This is a genomic window from Coprococcus sp. AM11-30B, from assembly GCF_027674365.1.
GTDB lineage: Bacteria > Bacillota > Clostridia > Lachnospirales > Lachnospiraceae > Allocoprococcus > Allocoprococcus comes.
Map to the genome: position 1 here is coordinate 1 of NZ_JAQDVB010000016.1, position 17107 is coordinate 17107.

Genomic DNA, 17107 nt, shown 5'->3' on the forward strand with positions numbered 1-17107 from the left:
TTTTATATTATATCAAAGTGTTTCATGTTTGTCAACAACTTTTTTAAATTATTTTTTGTTGCTTTTTTGAATCTCTCAAACAGCAACTCTGATATATTATCATATATCTTCTTGCTTGTCAATAACTTTTTTGAAGTTTTTTTCAGAAGTTATTTTCAAACAAAACGGAGAAAGAGGGATTCGAACCCTCGCGCCGGTTGCCCGACCTACACCCTTAGCAGGGGCGCCTCTTCGGCCTCTTGAGTATTTCTCCTCAGCCCGATCCAAGGTCTGTATTTAACTGTGTGTTTACATACTTTTAATGTAACTCCACAGCGCATTGATAATTATACCTAAGAACCCTTTTTCTGTCAACGGTTTTTTCGATTATTTTTTTCTTTTTTTAAGTTTGTTTTCTAATTATCTATATATAGAAGAAACAGACTCTTTTTCACTATATCTAGCAAAGAGTCTGTCCTTTTTACCTTATCTTTATTTTATGCTTCCTTTGGTTCATATTCAGATATGGTTTCTTCTATTCTTCTTTTTACTTCTTTTGCGATCTCTGTCGTCTTCATATTTTGATATTCTTCATAATAAATCGGTTCCAGGAAATGTACCTGTACCGTTACCGGTGCGATACTATTTGTATCAAACGGTTTAAAAGAATCGATCAACGCAATCGGTATGATCGGGCATTTCGCTTTTGTTGCCGCCTTGAAGCTTCCACCTTTAAACTCAAGAAGCTTGTTCCCCATCTTCGAGCGGGTTCCTTCTGCAAAGATCAGATAGTTTCTTCCTTTCTTTACTTCCTCTGTAACATCCATGATCACTTGCATAGACTGACGGATATCTTCGCGGTCGATCATGTAGGCCTTCATACATTTAAATGTCTGCTTGAGAAGTGGAACATTTGCCACTTCTTTTTTTGCCACCACAGAAAATGGACGCGGGCAGGCATCAACAATTGCGAGTACGTCATAAAGCCCTTGATGATTCGGAAAAAACATAAACCCTCCCTCTTTGGGAATATTTTCTTTTCCATATGCCTCGATTGTTACATTTCCGCCTTTATTGGCTCTTTTGACAATATATTTCAGAAGCTTATATCGGGTGATCTCCGGATACTTGTCTACGTGCGCGGCATAGTAACACAGCTTGCACCACATAAACGGAACAAGCAGAATATTCCGAATTACCATAAGTGCAATTCTTTTTACACAATTCATTCCCTATTCCTCCGCATACTCTTTGACGGCTGTCTCGTATAAATTATTGCCCTCGGAGTCGATCACAACAATTGCCGGAAGGTCTTCGATCTCCAGGCGGCGGATCGCTTCTGTGCCAAGATCATCATATGCGATCACATCTGCTCTTTTGATACATTTTGAAAGAAGCGCGCCTGCTCCTCCGACTGCTGCAAAATAAACTGCTTTATTTCTCACGATTGCATCCTGGACAGCCTGACTTCTTTTCCCTTTTCCTATCATTCCGCCAAGCCCCAGATCCAGAAGGCGTGGTGCATATTTGTCCATTCTGCTTGCTGTTGTCGGTCCTGCTGAGCCGATCGGTCTTCCTTCTCTCGCCGGAGATGGTCCCATATAATAAATCATCTGATTCTTAATATCAAGTGGAAGCTCTTTTCCTTCTGAAAGCACTTCATCCATTCTTTTATGAGCAGCATCACGGGCGGTATAAATAACTCCCGTAAGATATACATAATCTCCTGCTCTTAAATCCTGTATTTCTTCCTTTGCTACTGGAACTGTAATATGTCTTTCCATATCCTTTTCCTTCCTGATTCTTTTTCTGTATTCTGCTGCGGCGTTTTTAACTGCTAACAGGAGTCTTATAATTCTCTTAAAATAATTTCAGCCAGTTTCTCAACTGTAAAGTCTACAAAACTAATGCACTGCTCTTTTCTCTCCGGAGAATTTTTTTCTTTTCCTCTTGTCAGCACACGACAGCAGGTTGCTCCGCAATGTTCTTTAAATGCGTCGTGAAACTCTTTCGTCAGCCGCTGGCATTTCAAAAAGGCTTCATCTCCAGGTGTTCTTCTTCCGAAAAAATAGCCGATGCACATGGTTGCTCCTGCAAGCGCACCACAAATACAGCCACCATCTCCGAGCCCCCACGGGAATCCGGATGACATAGCGATCGCATCATCTGACAGATCAAGATCAAAGCCCTTTTTAATCGCATAGATCACCGACTCTGAACAGGCGAACCCTTTCTGAAAAATCTCAACCGCATCTTTTCGCATTGCGTCTACGTCTACATTTGTATTCATAATTATCCTCTTTTCATTTCCTTTAAATATTACACATCCTCTCACCGGGCAGAAAACATTTGTAACATGCTTCATCTTCGCACGAGTACATATCTTCGGCACGGAAAGTCTTTTCAGAATCCCCCGGTAAATTAAATAGTGCGGATCACATGGCGGTTAACATGACAGCAAATATTTACAGCTACCGGAAGTCCGGCAATATGAGTCGGATAAGTGTTGACATTGACAGCCAGCGCGGTTGTACTTCCCCCAAGTCCGCCCGGTCCGATTCCAATCTTGTTGATCCGCTCCAGTAATTCTTCTTCCAGTTCTTTTACATATGGAATGTCTGAATGGCTTCCGACTTCTCTTGTAAGTGCTTCTTTTGCCATCAGTGCGCATTTTTCAAATGTGCCGCCGATTCCCACGCCGACAACCATCGGAGGACAGGCATTCGGGCCGGCATCTTTTACTGCCGTAAGAACTGCTTCCTTTACTCCTTCGATTCCGTCTGCCGGTTTCAGCATAAATACACGGCTCATATTTTCGCTTCCAAAGCCTTTTGGTGCGACCTTGATCTTCACCTGATCGCCCGGAACAATTTTATAATGAATGATTCCCGGTGTATTATCTTTTGTATTCTCTCTGAGAATCGGATCTTTCACAACGGATTTTCTCAGATATCCGTCAACATACCCCCGACGGATCCCTTCATTTACCGCATCTTCCAGGTTGCCGCCTTCGAAATGTACATCTTGTCCGATCTCAAGAAATACGACTGCCATTCCAGTATCTTGGCAGATTGGGATCATATCTTTTCCGGCGATCTTCAGATTATCCTGAAGCTGACTTAATATCTTTTTCCCCAGTGGTGACTTCTCTGTTGAAACTGCATTTTTCATCGCAATGTCCATATCTTTTGAAAGAAAATGGTTCGCTTCAATGCACATTTCTTTGATATTCTTTGAAATCTCTTCCACGTTCAATGTACGCATTGGTTTTTCCTCCTGCATTTCATAATCTGATTTTTATTATACTATGGTTTTTTTTCATCTGCAATGTAATCATCTTCAAATAAACCTGTATTACCTCAATTGTTAACCTTATAAAATTTTAAGTTGACATTCTTTCTTTTGCATGGTAAAGTGTGGAATGTATTTGATATTTTTTTACCAAGGAAGGTTTACTTATGATTTCTGAAATTGAAACAACTACAGATCCGGTGCTTTCACGAGAAGATGCGATTGCAATCCTGAATACACCGGACGAAGAACTCGATCAGCTCATTGCACAAGCTGAAAAACTGCGCAGAAAATATAAGGGCAATCATGTAAGTATTCATATTCTTACCAATGCCCGCAGCGGTAACTGCTCACAGGACTGCGCTTACTGTGCACAATCCTGTCGTTCAAAAGCCGATATCGACAAATATAAGTGGGTAGCTGATGAGAAGTTATATAAAGATAATGATTTTGTAAATGAACATCATCTTTCCAGACACTGCATCGGACTCAGCGGTATGAAATTCACCGACGAAGAGATCGAAGAACTGGCTTCTAAGATCCGCAAGATGAAGGAAGACGGAACCCACCTTTGCTGTTCCATCGGATTTCTTACTGAAAAACAGGCTCTAATGTTAAAAGAAGCCGGACTCGACCGGATCAACCACAACCTGAACAGCAGCCGGGCTTACTACAGTCACATCTGTTCTACCCATACTTTTGAGCAGCGCGTTCAGAATATCAAAATGCTTCAGAGACTTGGATTTGAAATCTGCAGTGGCGGAATCATTGGAATGGGCGAAAGCAAAGAGGATGTTGTTGATATGCTTCTGGAGCTTCGTGAGATCCAGCCGGAAGCTCTGCCGATCAACTTCCTGTTGCCAATTCCGGGAACTCCGCTCGGTGATGCCGATATTTCCGAACTCACAACTGAGTATTGCATGAAAGTTCTCTGCCTTGCAAGACTTCTGGTTCCGCAGTCAGATATCCGTTGTGCTGCCGGACGTGAGGTTTATTTTAAAGGTGAAGAAAAGAAGCTTCTCAGCGTTGTAGATTCCATCTTCGCTTCCGGTTATCTGACCGCAGATGGTCAGGGAATCAAAGATACGATCCGGACGATTACGGATGCCGGTTTTACATACGAGATCGAATCTGCTTAATTTATTGACACACCGAACATTATTAACATTCTAAAAGGAGAATACTTAACATGGCTCAGGGAAACACTCAGACACTTAGAACTACCAATACTTACGCAATGGCTGTCACCGCTCTTATGACCGCTGTCACCTGCATTCTTGCACCGCTTTCCATACCGATCGGACCGGTACCGATTTCACTTACCAACTTTGCAATTTATCTTTCTCTCTATCTTCTGGATTGGAAGAAAGGAACGATCAGCTATATCCTTTATCTTCTTCTCGGACTTGTGGGACTTCCTGTATTTTCCGGATTCACCGGAGGAATCGGAAAGCTTGCCGGACCAACTGGCGGATATATCATTGGTTTCATCCCAATGGCAATCATTGCCGGTATTGTAATTAACAAATTCAGCCAGAGATGGATCCAGATTCTTGGAATGATCGTTGGAACTGCAATCTGCTATGCATTCGGAACTGCATGGTTCTGCATTCAGGCAGGTTACACTGTATCTGCTGCCCTTGCAGTATGTGTCATTCCATTTATCCCGGCGGACCTGATCAAGATGGTGATTGCCATGATCATCGGACCTGAAATCCGCAAAAGACTCGGAGCTGTTGCACAGTAAGATGCACGGCGTCTGCCAGAATATTTGAAGTCTGGCAAAATAATAATTTAGCCCCCTCTACAAAGTCCGGAAAGCCTGTTTGCTGCAGCGTTTCCGGGCTTCTTTGTTTTTTTAATCCGGCTTTTACCAGAGCAAACGCAAGCCATGCCATAACATTTCTTTCCATGCAGCCTCACAAAACAAAGCAAGAGACCAGACAAGGCATTTGCATATTCCCTGTCCAGTCTCTTTATGATTTATCCTGCTTCTGTATTTCTACTTTCGCTCAGATCTTTATTCTTCTGTCTGCTCTTCTACAACCGTCTCAGCAGTTGCTTCTGTATTTGCTTCTTCTGCAGTCTCTTCTGCGTTCTCCTCCAGTTCACCTGAAGCCCTGCGTACCTTTGCGATACTTGCAACTTCTTCGTGTTCCTTCAGATTGATCAGTTTAACACCGGATGTGATTCTTCCGAGTACGGAAATCCCCGCACATTCCATACGGATCACGATACCATCTGTGTTGATGATCATAATCTCATCATCCGGACCTACTGCCTTTGCACCGACTACATTTCCGGTCTTCTCTGTGATCTTATAGCATTTCACGCCTTTTCCACCACGGTTCTGGGCTGTGAATTCTTCCATGCGGGTTCTCTTGCCCATACCCTTTTCAGATACGATCAGAAGCTCTTCACCCTGCGCATCAAGCTGCATTGCAACAACTTCATCACGGTCACTTAAATTCATACCACGAACGCCCATAGAGGTCCTTCCGGTTGAACGTACATCAGATTCATGGAAACGGATGCATTGACCATACTGCGTAACGAGAATAACATCTCTTTCGTCATCCGTAATCTTAACTTCGATCAGTTCATCATCCTCGCGGAGTGTGATCGCAGCAAGTCCAGTCTTTCTTACATTTGCGTAATCCAGGATCGGAGTCTTCTTAACAAGACCTTTCTTGGTTGCCATGAACAGATAGTCGCCTTCCTTGAATTCCTTGATCGGAATCATTGCTGTGATCTTCTCATCCGGCTGAAGCTGAAGGATGTTGATAATTGCTGTACCACGGGATGTTCTTCCTGCTTCCGGAATCTCATATCCCTTCAGGCGATAGCAGCGTCCGGTATTGGTAAAGAACATAATATACTGGTGAGTATTGGTCATGAACAGCTCTTCTACATAGTCTTCATCCAGAGTCTGCATACCCTTGATACCCTTTCCGCCACGGTTCTGGCTCTTGAAGGTATCATTGCTCATTCTCTTGATATAGCCCATCTTAGTCATGGTGATCACCACATCTTCTCTCGGGATCAGATCCTCTGTAGAAATGTCGTATTCATCAAATCCGATGGCTGTTCTTCTGTCATCTCCGTATTTTTCAGAGATCACAAGGATTTCTTTCTTAATTACGCCAAGCAGAAGCTTTCTGTCTGCGAGGATCGCCTTGTACTCTGCGATCTTCTTCTCAAGCTCTGCATACTCTGTTTCCAGCTTCTCTCTTTCCAGACCGGTCAGAGCTCTCAGACGCATATCCACGATAGCCTGGGACTGTGCATCACTTAAGTTAAAGCGGCTCATCAACTCTGCTTTCGCAATCTGTACGGTCTTGGATCCACGGATGATCTTAATAACCTCATCAATGTTATCCAGGGCGATCAGCAGACCTTCCAAGATGTGTGCACGTTCTTCTGCCTTATTCAGCTCGTATTTGGTACGTCTGGTCACAACGTCTTCCTGATGTTTCAGATAATGGTTCAGGATTTCCAGAAGGCTCATAACCTTCGGTTCATTATTGACCAATGCAAGCATGATCACACCAAATGTATCCTGCAGCTGTGTATGCTTGTAAAGCTGGTTCAGAACGACATTCGGGTTCACATCTCTTCTCAATTCGATGCAGACACGCATACCTTCACGGCTTGACTGGTCGCTCAGGTCTGTGATTCCATCAATCTTCTTATCTCTTACAAGCTCCGCGATCTTCTCGATCAGGCGGGCTTTGTTGACCATATACGGAAGCTCGGTTACTACGATTCTGTGCTTTCCATTCTGCATTGGCTCGATATTGGATACCGCACGCACACGGATCTTTCCACGTCCTGTGCGGTAAGCCTCTTCGATTCCTCTTGTTCCAAGGATCGTTGCTCCCGTCGGGAAATCAGGTCCTTTGATGATCTCCATGATCTCTTCGATCGTGGTCTCATCTTTATCTTCAATCTGGTCATCAATAATTTTCACAACCGCACCGATGACTTCTCTTAAGTTGTGCGGTGGAATATTGGTTGCCATACCTACCGCGATACCGGAGGTTCCGTTTACCAGAAGGTTCGGGAATCTTGACGGAAGTATGGTCGGTTCTTTTTCTGTCTCGTCAAAATTCGGTGCAAAATCAACGGTATCTTTATTGATATCCGCTGTCATTTCCATCGAAATCTTACTAAGTCTTGCCTCGGTATATCGCATTGCGGCAGCACCGTCGCCGTCCACAGAACCGAAGTTACCGTGACCGTCTACAAGAATGTAACGGGTAGACCAGTCCTGTGCCATATTAACGAGGGCTCCGTAAATAGAACTGTCACCATGCGGGTGATATTTACCCATGGTATCACCGACGATACGCGCGCATTTACGGTGCGGCTTGTCAGGACCGTTGTTCAACTCGATCATCGAATAAAGAATACGTCTCTGAACAGGTTTCAGACCGTCTCTTACATCCGGAAGCGCACGAGAAGCAATAACACTCATGGCATAATCGATATAGAACTCTTCCATGGTTTTTTTCATATCCACTTCATGAACTTTATCAAAAATATTATCTTCCATTGGTATTCTCCTATATATCTAAGTTCTTAACAAATTTTGCATTCTCTTCGATAAATTCTCGTCTTGGTTCTACTTTATCTCCCATCAGGGTTGTAAAGGTAAGATCCAGTTCGGAAGATGTCTCATCGTCCATTGTCACTCTTCTTAAGATTCGATGCTGCGGATCCATTGTGGTATCCCATAACTGCTCTGCGTCCATCTCACCCAGACCTTTGTATCGCTGAATCTTATTGTTCTGATCACGTCCGACTTCGCTGATGATCTTCGCCAGTTCTTCATCGCTGTATGCATACCAGACTTTCTTGTTCTTCTCCAGCTTGTAAAGCGGCGGCTGAGCCAGATATACATAGCCCTGTTTGATCAGCTCCGGCATAAAACGATAGAGAAATGTCAGAAGCAGTGTACTGATATGTGCTCCATCAACGTCGGCATCGGTCATGATGATGATCTTGTGATATCTCAGTTTGGAAATATCGAAATCATCATGGATTCCTGTACCGAATGCAGTGATCATTGCCTTGATCTCGGCATTACCGTAGATCTTATCCAGTCTTGCCTTCTCTACATTCAGGATCTTTCCACGAAGTGGCAGGATCGCCTGGGTCGCTCTGTCACGGGCTGTCTTTGCAGAACCTCCCGCAGAGTCTCCCTCTACGATGTAGATCTCACACTTGGATGGATCCTTGTCTGAACAGTCTGCAAGCTTTCCAGGCAGTGACATGCCTTCCAGTGCGGATTTTCTTCTGGTAAGATCTCTCGCCTTTCTGGCCGCCTCTCTTGCTCTCTGCGCCATAACCGACTTCTCAACAATTGATTTTCCAATAGCAGGATTCTGTTCAAGGAAGATCTGAAGCTGGCTGCTGACGATACTGTCAACCGCACCTCTCGCTTCACTGTTACCGAGCTTCTGCTTGGTCTGTCCTTCAAACTGAGGATCCTCGATCTTAACACTGATAATCGCTGTAAGACCTTCCCTGATATCCTCACCGGAAAGATTCGGCTCACTGTCTTTTAATAATTTGTTCTTTCTCGCATAGTCGTTAAAGGTCTTTGTGATCGCATTTCTGAATCCGACCACATGGGTCCCACCTTCCGGTGTTGTGATATTATTTACAAAACCATAGGTGTTATCTGTATAAGAATCATTGTGCTGCATTGCAACTTCAACTTCTACATTATCTTTTGTTCCTTCACAGTAGATGATCTGCTCGTAAAGCGGAGTCTTACTGCGATTTAAGTACTGAACGAACTCCTTGATACCGCCTTCATAGTGGAACACTCTTTCCTTCGGTTCTTCATCCCGGAGATCAGTCAGGCTGATGCGAAGTCCCTTGGTAAGGAACGCCATCTCACGGAATCTCTGTTTTAACGTATCATAATCAAATACTGTATCTTCGAAAATAGTTTCATCCGGAAGGAAGGTTACCTTTGTTCCTGTCTTCTCCGGATCACATTCGTCTACAACCTTCAGCTTGTAAACAACATGTCCTTTTTCATATCTCTGTCTGTACACCTTCCCTTCGTGGCAGATCTCAACCTCAAGCCAGTCAGAAAGCGCATTTACAACGGAAGCTCCTACACCGTGAAGTCCACCGGATACCTTGTATCCTCCACCGCCGAATTTACCGCCGGCATGAAGCACGGTAAATACAACCTCTACCGCAGGGAGTCCCGCTTTGTGGTTGATCCCCACCGGAATACCACGTCCGTTATCTATAACCGTAATTGAATTATCCGGATTGATGAACACCTGGATATGATCACAGTATCCTGCAAGCGCTTCATCCACCGAGTTGTCAACGATCTCATAGACAAGATGGTGAAGTCCTCTTGAAGATGTACTGCCGATATACATACCAGGTCTCTTTCTTACTGCTTCCAGCCCCTCCAGTATCTGGATTTGGTCTGCTCCATATTCTGCACTCATATTGATCCTCCTAATTCTCTTTTGATACATGTCCGTTCTGAACATGGAATACTTTATTTATTGAAAATCGATGATTGACAAACTCGTCAAGTCCCGTACAGGTGATCAGAGTCTGTATATCATGAATACTGTCCAGTAAATAGTTTTGCCTGTGTTTGTCAAGTTCAGACAATACATCGTCAAGCAGCAGCACCGGCGTATCCTTTATGATCTGCCGTACCAGCTCGATCTCAGACAGTTTCAGCGAAAGTGCCGCTGTCCTCTGCTGCCCCTGCGATCCGAATCTGCGGATGTCGATCCCACCTGCCATAAAACAGATATCATCCCGATGAGGTCCCACCGAGGTACTCTTCATCCTGATATCGCGCTCCCTGTTCTTCTCAAGCGCCGCCTCAAGCGAAAGTGCTCCGCATCCAGGTTCATACGAAAGGCCGATCCTTTCCCTGCCTCCCGTCAGTTTATGGTGAATGTCTCCGATTATCGCATTGACCTCCTCGATAAACCGGAGCCTTCTCTGAATAATCTTTTCTCCATACTGAACCAGCTGCATATCCCATACATCCAGTGTGTCCAGTATATCATCTCTGTAATAGGCATCCTTCAGCAGACGGTTCCGCTGATTGAGTGTGCGGTTATAATTTGCCAGGTCACTAAGATACACCTTATCAAGCTGTGAAAGCTCCAGGTCCATGAACCTTCTCCTCTCCGCCGGACCATTTTTAATAATGTTCAGATCCTCCGGCGAGAAAAACACAAAATTCGTCAGACCGAAAAGCTCACTCGCCCTCCGGATCGGGACCTTGTTAATCGCAATCCCTTTCGGACTGTTCTTCTTCAGGTGCATATCGATCTGCCATGGAACGCCATTTTTCTCAATGACAGTCTCAATATGAGCCTCATCCTGCCCGAATCGGATCAGATCCCGGTCCTTCGTCCCCCTATGAGACTTCGTGGTTCCCGACAAATACACCCCTTCCAGGATATTCGTCTTGCCCTGCGCATTATCACCGTAAAAAATATTCGTGGCATGATCAAATTCAATATTCAATATTTCATAATTTCTGTAATCTTTTAATTTTAATGATTTGATAATCATACCTGTGCCAGCCTATTTTTCAATCTTGATCTCTTCTCCGTTAAATGTAACAACGTCGCCGTCATATAATTTTTTACCACGTCTGGTATCTACTTCTCCATTAACTTTTACCAGACCTTCTGTAATGACTTCCTTGGCTTCCACACCGGATCCTACAAGACCTGCTGCTTTCAGTGCCTGACCAAGCTTGATAAATTCATCTCTGAGTTTGATTGTCTCCATATTTTTTGTCCTCTCTAAATTCCTATACTGCTCCACTGAAGTTCACCGGAAGAATCAGGTATACATAGCTTTCTCCTTCATCCTTGATAAAGCAAGGAGCCTTTGCATTCATAAAGTAAAGATCTGCTTCTTCGTCATCAATGACACGAAGTGCGTCAATGAGGAACTTCGGATTGAAGCCGATCAAGAGGTCTTTTCCCTCTTTGGTGATCATAATCTCTTCATCCATCGTACCCTTCTCTGACTTGATCTTAAGTTCCATCATTTCATCCTGAATGTTGATGATGATCGGCTTCTTATCACCTTCTTTTACAAGAAGAGTTGCACGGTCAATACAGTTCAGGAGTTCTCTTTTATTGATTCTTACCTTTGTCTCATAATCATTGGACAGCATCTGCTCGATACGGAAATATTCTCCTTCAATCAGTCTGGATACTACAACGGTATCATCAAATTCAAATACAATGTGGTTGGCTGTGAAATACAGTCTCACTTCGCTGTCTGCTTCACCTGAAAGGATCTTGCTGACTTCGATCAGGGTCTTTCCCGGAACCACGATCTTCTTCGGTTCATAAGATTCCTTCAGCTCGATCTTGCGGATGGAAATACGGTGTCCGTCAAGGGATACCACTTTCAGAATATCCCCGTTCATATCGAAGAGTTCTCCTGTCATCAGTTTGTTGCTGTCGTTGTCTGCAATTGAGAAAATGGTCTGGCGGATCACTTCTTTCAGTGTGAACTGGGAAATGGAAACCGGATTTTCTCTCTCAATATACGGCAGATAAGAAAAATCTTCACCGGATTTACCGGAAATATTGAATTTTGCTTTTTCACAGGTAATGAGCGTCTGAAAGTTCACTCCACTTTCAATCACGATTTCATTATCAGGAAGCTTTCTTACGATATCTGAGAAAATCCTCGCATCCAGTGCGATCATTCCCTTCTCATCGATCTGCCCTCTGATCACAGTCTCGATCCCAAGCTCCATATCGTTCGCTGTAAGTTTGATAATATCTGTAGTTGCATCTATCAGAATGCATTCCAGGATCGGCATGGTTGTCTTTGTCGGAACAGCCTTTGATACAATGCTGACCCCTTTCACAAGATCTGATTTAAGACATCTGATTTTCATAATGTGTAAAACTCCTTTCGACGCGCAAAATATATATTTATATAAAACAAATCCGTAGTTATCTTAGTAGTGTCTGTTGAATTGTGGACAAGTACTTTAAGGCCTTGATCCAAAAGGATTTAAGGCTTTGACAAGTCCATGGACAGTTCTTTTTCTTCCCTGGCAGATCATGGAAAACTTTTCTACAGCGGGCTGATTTTCTTCTGAATGATCTCGATCGTATTTCTCAAAGTCTCATCTTTTTCCACATCCCGGGCAATCTTGTCCACACCGTGGTTCACAGTGGAATGGTCACGCCCTCCGAGCAGATCACCGATACTTTGAAGAGACGCATCCGTCATCTGCCTGCACAGGTACATCACGATCTGTCTGGCTCCGGCCGTTCTTGCATTTCTCCGACTCCCCTTAAGTTCAGAGACGGAAACATTAAAATGATCGGAGACAACATCCAGAACCAGCTCCGGCGTCACCTTGTGGCTTTCGTCCGGTGCGATCATATCCTTCAGTGCCTCTGCCGCCAGAGAAACATCAAAGTTCTTTCTTCCACCGATCCGGTATAATGCGATCAGCTTGTTAAGTGAGCCTTCCAGTTCCCGGATATTGGTCTTGATGTTCATCGCAATATACTGGATCACCTCATCCGGAATCTGATATCTTTCCAGTTGGTCCAGTTCTATTTTCTTATAAAGAATCGCCATACGTGTCTCGTAATCCGGCACCGAAATATCTGCGATCAGTCCCCATTCAAATCTTGTCCGCAGACGCGCCTCCAGTGTCGTCATATCCTTTGGCGGTTTGTCGCTGGAAATGACGATCTGCTTTCCGGCATTGTGCAGATGATTGAACGTATGGAAAAATTCTTCCTGTGTACTTTCTTTGCCGATAATGAATTGTACGTCATCGATCAGAAGTACGTCATTATTGCGGTACTTATCGCGGAATGCATTCATCGCCAGATCGTTGCCGGTCTTTCCGTTGCGGATCGCCGTGATCAGGTCATTGGTAAATGTCTCACTTGTCACATACAGGACTTTCTTCGATGGTTCCCGGTCCAGTATGTAGTGTGCGATCGAATGCATCAGATGGGTCTTGCCAAGTCCTACCCCACCATATAAAAACAGAGGATTGTAAACCTCACCGGGAGATTCGGCAACTGCCAGTGATGCGGCATGTGCAAAATTATTATTCCCTCCTACCACAAAGGTATCAAACGTATACTTCGGATTCAGATTCGCTTTTTCAGCTATCGGGCTTACCTCTTTATGCTTATGTGTCTTCTCTTTTACGGGCGCAGTCTTCTCCAGATATCTGCGCTGCTGCTCGCGCGGCAGATCTCTGGGAATAAACTTAATCTGATACTCTGTCCCGGTAACTTCCGCGATGCATACTTTAAGCGGAAGAAGATATTTATTCTGAATGTGTTCGATGCTCGCCTTAAAATTAACGGTAAGATACAGAGTGTTGCCTCTGATCTCATATACCTCCAGCGGGCGTATCCACGTTTCAAAAGAAATGTTCGATAGAAAATATTCTACTTTTAGCTTTTGAATGATCTCTTCCCATTTTTCTTTTATGACGTCCATATTCCTGCCCCATTCATCTTCAAAATAAGCATAATCATACTCTTATATTCTACCTTAAAACGATTTCAGAATCAATCAAAAACCATAAACTTATTCATAATTTCCTTAAAATAAGGGTCGAAACTTTATTAAAACTGCTTGACGGAGACAGCTTTTTTGATTATAATGAAGTACGATGTCTTAAAAACGTAAATAAGCTTCTATTCATATAAGAAGGAATCGATAGGAGGTGGATATCAATGAAGATGACATTCCAGCCAAAGAAACGTTCCAGAGCGAAAGTTCATGGATTCAGAGCAAGAATGGCCACAGCAGGTGGAAGAAAAGTTCTTGCAGCAAGAAGAGCAAAAGGAAGAAAAGTATTATCAGCATAGGTCACATATATGTGGCCTTTTCTTCTATGCAAATTTATGTAAATCGGGAGAATAAAGTATGAAATTTTCCGAATCATTGAAGAAAAACAGGGATTTCCAGTCTGTATACAGAAAGGGAAAACCTTATGGCAACAAGTACCTTGTAATGTATCTCCTGGCGAATGATCTCGGACGCAACCGCGTCGGAATTTCCGTCAGCAAAAAAGTTGGGAACAGCATCATAAGACATCATTTAACAAGGCTGATCCGTGAGAGTTACAGGTTACACGAAGAACAGTTCCAATGTGGATATGATATCGTGATCATCGCAAGGACGACCGCCAAAGACCGGTCATACCATGAGATTGAAAGCGCTCTCATCCATCTGGGCAAACTTCATCACATTTATTCGGACTGCAATTAGCCAGTTCAGTATATCGAGAAGACGGATATACACTACGAGGCACTGAAATTATGAAAAAGATATTATTATATTTGATTCGTTTTTACAGAAAATATTTATCACCTATGAAGGTATATACCCACTGTATTTACATTCCAACCTGCTCAGAATATGCGCTGGAGGCGATTGAAAAATACGGGGCGTTTAAAGGAGGCCTTCTGACCGTATGGAGAATCCTCAGATGCAATCCATTCGCCAAAGGTGGATATGATCCGGTGCCTTAAACCTATAGGCCGTCCAAATACCGGGACGGAAATGTTTATGGAGGAAAGGTTATGACAGGAATTTTAATGACACAGGTCAGCACACCAATCATCGGACAGGCTGCCTGGCTGCTCGGTAAGATCATGGATGGTATTTACCGGGTAATGGATTTAATCGGCATTCACAACCTGGGTGTATGTATTATTCTTTTGACAATTGTCATCTACACTTTACTGATGCCGCTCACCATCAAGCAACAGAAATTTTCCAAGATGTCCGCTGCAATGAACCCTGAGCTCCAGAAGGTTCAGCAGAAGTACAAAGGAAAAAATGATCAGGCTTCCATGCAGAAGATGCAGGAAGAAACACAATTGGTTTATGAAAAATACGGAGTATCACCGACCGGCGGATGCTTAAGTATGTTTATCCAGTTCCCAATTCTCTGGGCAATGTACTATGTAATCCGCAACATCCCTGCTTATGTTGGGCAGGTTAAAGCGGTATACACACCGCTTCTTACCTCTATCATGGCACAGGATGGATGGCAGAAGGTCATGGAAAAGATCGGCGAAGCAAAACCGATCCTTATGTCCGCCTCCAAATATGATTACTCTGATAAAAACGTACTGATCGACGTACTGTACAAATTCCAGACTTCAACCTGGGAAACTCTCGGCAAGAAGCTTCCGGATCTGCAGCCTACGATCGACAGCACCGTCGATACATTAAAGTCCATGAATAACTTCCTTGGACTTAACATTGCGGAAACTCCTATGAACCTCATTAGCAACGGTGTAAAAGCCGGCGCATGGGGAATTGTGATCATGGCAGTGCTGATTCCTGTCCTTTCAGGACTTTCCCAGTACCTGAGCGTGAAGCTTTCTCAGCAGACAACTGCAGTTACGAACAATCCGCAGGCTGACCAGATGGCTTCAACCATGAAGACAATGAACGTTACCCTTCCTCTTGTATCTGTATTTATGTGTTTCACATTACCTACAGGTCTTGGAATCTACTGGGTTGCAAGTGCCGTTGTCCGTATGGTACAGCAGTTCTTTATCAACAAACATCTGAATAAGATTCCGATGGATGAACTGATCAAAGAGAATATGGAAAATGCTGCTAAAAAACGCAAGAACAAAAACGAAGTGGATGCAAGCAATGTAAACAAAATGGCTCATAAGAACGTGAAAAACATTCATGAGCCGGTAAGAACAGCTGCTCAGACAAAAGAACTTGAAGAAAAGCTTGAAGAAGCCAAGAAGAAAAATGAAAATGCAAAGGCAGGAAGTCTTGCAGACAAAGCAAACCTTGTAAAGCGCTTTAACGAAGGCCAGAAATAGGGGGACAAGTCAAATGAATGAGATTACAGTATCAGCAAAAACTTTAGACGATGCCATCACAGAAGCTTCTATCCAGCTCGGCGTAGCAAGTGATCAGATGGAATATGACGTGATTGAAAAAGGAAGTGCAGGCTTCCTCGGAATCGGAAGCCGTCAGGCAGTTATCCGTGCCCGTATCAAAAAAACTGTAACAGAAGAAATCAAAGCCGAAGAAATCAAACCGGAAGAGATCAAAAAAGAATTCAAGAAGGATTTCCGAAAAGACCGCAAGGAATTCGTTGGACACAAAGAACGTAAAGAGTACAAAGAACACAAAGAATACAAAAAAGATTCGAAAAAGGACTTCAAAAAAGAGCCTAAGAAAGAATTTGTAAAAGAAAACAAAACAGAAACAGCCTCTGCCGTAACAGCAGCAGCTCCGGTTTATGAAGAAAAGAAAGAACTTCATGTAGCCGTTGTAACAGAAGCGACACAGAAGATCTGTGAAAAATTCTTACAGGAAGTTCTTCAGGCAATGGGAATGGGCGAAGTAACTATCGTATCCTCCATTGATGAAGAAGGTGCTCTTGCAATTGAGATGAGCGGTGACAACATGGGTATCCTGATCGGTAAGCGTGGACAGACATTGGATTCTCTCCAGTACCTCACCAACCGTGTAGCCAACAAGTCACAGGATGGTTATGTACGTGTCAAACTCGACACAGAAGACTACCGCAAGAGAAGAAAACAGACTCTTGAAAATCTCGCAAAGAATATCGCTTACAAAGTAAAACGAAGCAGAAAGCCGATCTCACTGGAGCCGATGAATCCTTATGAAAGAAGAATCATCCATTCCGCTCTGCAGGCTGATGACAGAGTTTCTACCCACAGCGAGGGCGAAGAACCATACAGACGTGTTGTTGTAACACCGAACCGCCGTTAAACAGTAACGCAAATTGGTTGCATACACCGTTATAACT

The 17107-nt window shown here is 43.6% G+C and carries 17 protein-coding genes and 1 tRNA gene; 7 read left to right on the forward strand and 11 right to left on the reverse strand.

Features of this window, described 5'->3' with window-relative positions:
• Nucleotides 1–165: 165 nt before the first annotated feature.
• The 5 genes from PGU50_RS11415 to PGU50_RS11435 form a co-directional block, all read right to left on the reverse strand.
• Nucleotides 166–253, reverse strand: a tRNA-Ser gene (locus PGU50_RS11415).
• 223 nt (nucleotides 254–476) lie between these two features.
• Nucleotides 477–1208: a lysophospholipid acyltransferase family protein gene (locus tag PGU50_RS11420; protein ID WP_117836198.1), complete on the reverse strand. Its 732-nt coding sequence runs from the start codon at nucleotides 1206–1208 to the stop codon at nucleotides 477–479.
• 3 nt (nucleotides 1209–1211) lie between these two features.
• Nucleotides 1212–1763: a Fe-S-containing hydro-lyase gene (locus PGU50_RS11425; RefSeq protein WP_055158083.1), complete on the reverse strand. Its 552-nt coding sequence runs from the start codon at nucleotides 1761–1763 to the stop codon at nucleotides 1212–1214.
• Between the two features lie 65 nt (nucleotides 1764–1828).
• Nucleotides 1829–2269 carry a C-GCAxxG-C-C family (seleno)protein gene (locus PGU50_RS11430; protein ID WP_117836200.1) on the reverse strand — a complete coding sequence of 147 codons (441 nt, stop codon included), beginning with the start codon at nucleotides 2267–2269 and terminating at the stop codon, nucleotides 1829–1831.
• Between the two features lie 131 nt (nucleotides 2270–2400).
• Nucleotides 2401–3243 carry a fumarate hydratase gene (locus tag PGU50_RS11435; protein WP_055248668.1) on the reverse strand — a complete coding sequence of 281 codons (843 nt, stop codon included), beginning with the start codon at nucleotides 3241–3243 and terminating at the stop codon, nucleotides 2401–2403.
• A gap of 194 nt (nucleotides 3244–3437) precedes the next feature.
• Here PGU50_RS11435 and bioB point away from each other — a divergent pair, with 194 nt between their 5' ends.
• A complete protein-coding gene (bioB, locus tag PGU50_RS11440) occupies nucleotides 3438–4409 on the forward strand; it encodes a biotin synthase BioB (RefSeq protein ID WP_055297481.1) in 972 nt (323 codons plus the stop codon).
• A 50-nt stretch (nucleotides 4410–4459) separates the two neighbouring features.
• On the forward strand, nucleotides 4460–5017 hold the full coding sequence (locus PGU50_RS11445; RefSeq protein WP_117836202.1) for a biotin transporter BioY: 558 nt from the start codon (nucleotides 4460–4462) through the stop codon (nucleotides 5015–5017).
• 273 nt (nucleotides 5018–5290) lie between these two features.
• Here the strand turns inward: PGU50_RS11445 and gyrA are convergent, their stop codons facing one another.
• From gyrA to dnaA, 6 genes are all read right to left on the reverse strand, one after another.
• On the reverse strand, nucleotides 5291–7825 hold the full coding sequence (gene gyrA / locus PGU50_RS11450) for a DNA gyrase subunit A (RefSeq protein ID WP_117836204.1): 2535 nt from the start codon (nucleotides 7823–7825) through the stop codon (nucleotides 5291–5293).
• A 10-nt stretch (nucleotides 7826–7835) separates the two neighbouring features.
• Nucleotides 7836–9752 carry a DNA topoisomerase (ATP-hydrolyzing) subunit B gene (gyrB, locus tag PGU50_RS11455; protein ID WP_022220242.1) on the reverse strand — a complete coding sequence of 639 codons (1917 nt, stop codon included), beginning with the start codon at nucleotides 9750–9752 and terminating at the stop codon, nucleotides 7836–7838.
• A 10-nt stretch (nucleotides 9753–9762) separates the two neighbouring features.
• The gene (recF, locus tag PGU50_RS11460; RefSeq protein WP_008371390.1) at nucleotides 9763–10848 is read right to left on the reverse strand and encodes a DNA replication/repair protein RecF; all 1086 of its coding nucleotides are present in this window, start codon (nucleotides 10846–10848) and stop codon (nucleotides 9763–9765) included.
• Nucleotides 10849–10860: 12 nt separating this feature from the next.
• The gene (locus PGU50_RS11465) at nucleotides 10861–11070 is read right to left on the reverse strand and encodes an RNA-binding S4 domain-containing protein (RefSeq protein WP_022220243.1); all 210 of its coding nucleotides are present in this window, start codon (nucleotides 11068–11070) and stop codon (nucleotides 10861–10863) included.
• Between the two features lie 22 nt (nucleotides 11071–11092).
• Nucleotides 11093–12202, reverse strand: coding sequence for a DNA polymerase III subunit beta (gene dnaN, locus PGU50_RS11470; protein WP_008371388.1), 1110 nt, complete (start codon nucleotides 12200–12202; stop codon nucleotides 11093–11095).
• 182 nt (nucleotides 12203–12384) lie between these two features.
• Nucleotides 12385–13785: a chromosomal replication initiator protein DnaA gene (gene dnaA, locus PGU50_RS11475; protein ID WP_117559185.1), complete on the reverse strand. Its 1401-nt coding sequence runs from the start codon at nucleotides 13783–13785 to the stop codon at nucleotides 12385–12387.
• Nucleotides 13786–14024: 239 nt separating this feature from the next.
• Between dnaA and rpmH the strand changes: the two genes are divergently transcribed.
• The 5 genes from rpmH to jag are packed head-to-tail and all read left to right on the forward strand — an operon-like array spanning nucleotide 14025 to nucleotide 17070.
• On the forward strand, nucleotides 14025–14159 hold the full coding sequence (gene rpmH / locus PGU50_RS11480) for a 50S ribosomal protein L34 (RefSeq protein WP_022220244.1): 135 nt from the start codon (nucleotides 14025–14027) through the stop codon (nucleotides 14157–14159).
• 58 nt (nucleotides 14160–14217) lie between these two features.
• The gene (gene rnpA, locus PGU50_RS11485) at nucleotides 14218–14562 is read left to right on the forward strand and encodes a ribonuclease P protein component (RefSeq protein WP_008371385.1); all 345 of its coding nucleotides are present in this window, start codon (nucleotides 14218–14220) and stop codon (nucleotides 14560–14562) included.
• Between the two features lie 50 nt (nucleotides 14563–14612).
• Entirely contained in the window at nucleotides 14613–14825 is a 213-nt protein-coding gene (gene yidD / locus PGU50_RS11490; protein ID WP_008371384.1) for a membrane protein insertion efficiency factor YidD, read from the forward strand.
• A gap of 51 nt (nucleotides 14826–14876) precedes the next feature.
• Nucleotides 14877–16148, forward strand: coding sequence for a YidC/Oxa1 family membrane protein insertase (locus PGU50_RS11495; protein ID WP_117559189.1), 1272 nt, complete (start codon nucleotides 14877–14879; stop codon nucleotides 16146–16148).
• A 13-nt stretch (nucleotides 16149–16161) separates the two neighbouring features.
• Nucleotides 16162–17070 (forward strand): RNA-binding cell elongation regulator Jag/EloR, encoded by a 909-nt coding sequence (jag, locus tag PGU50_RS11500; protein WP_022220246.1) that lies wholly within the window; start codon nucleotides 16162–16164, stop codon nucleotides 17068–17070.
• Nucleotides 17071–17107 lie beyond the last annotated feature (37 nt).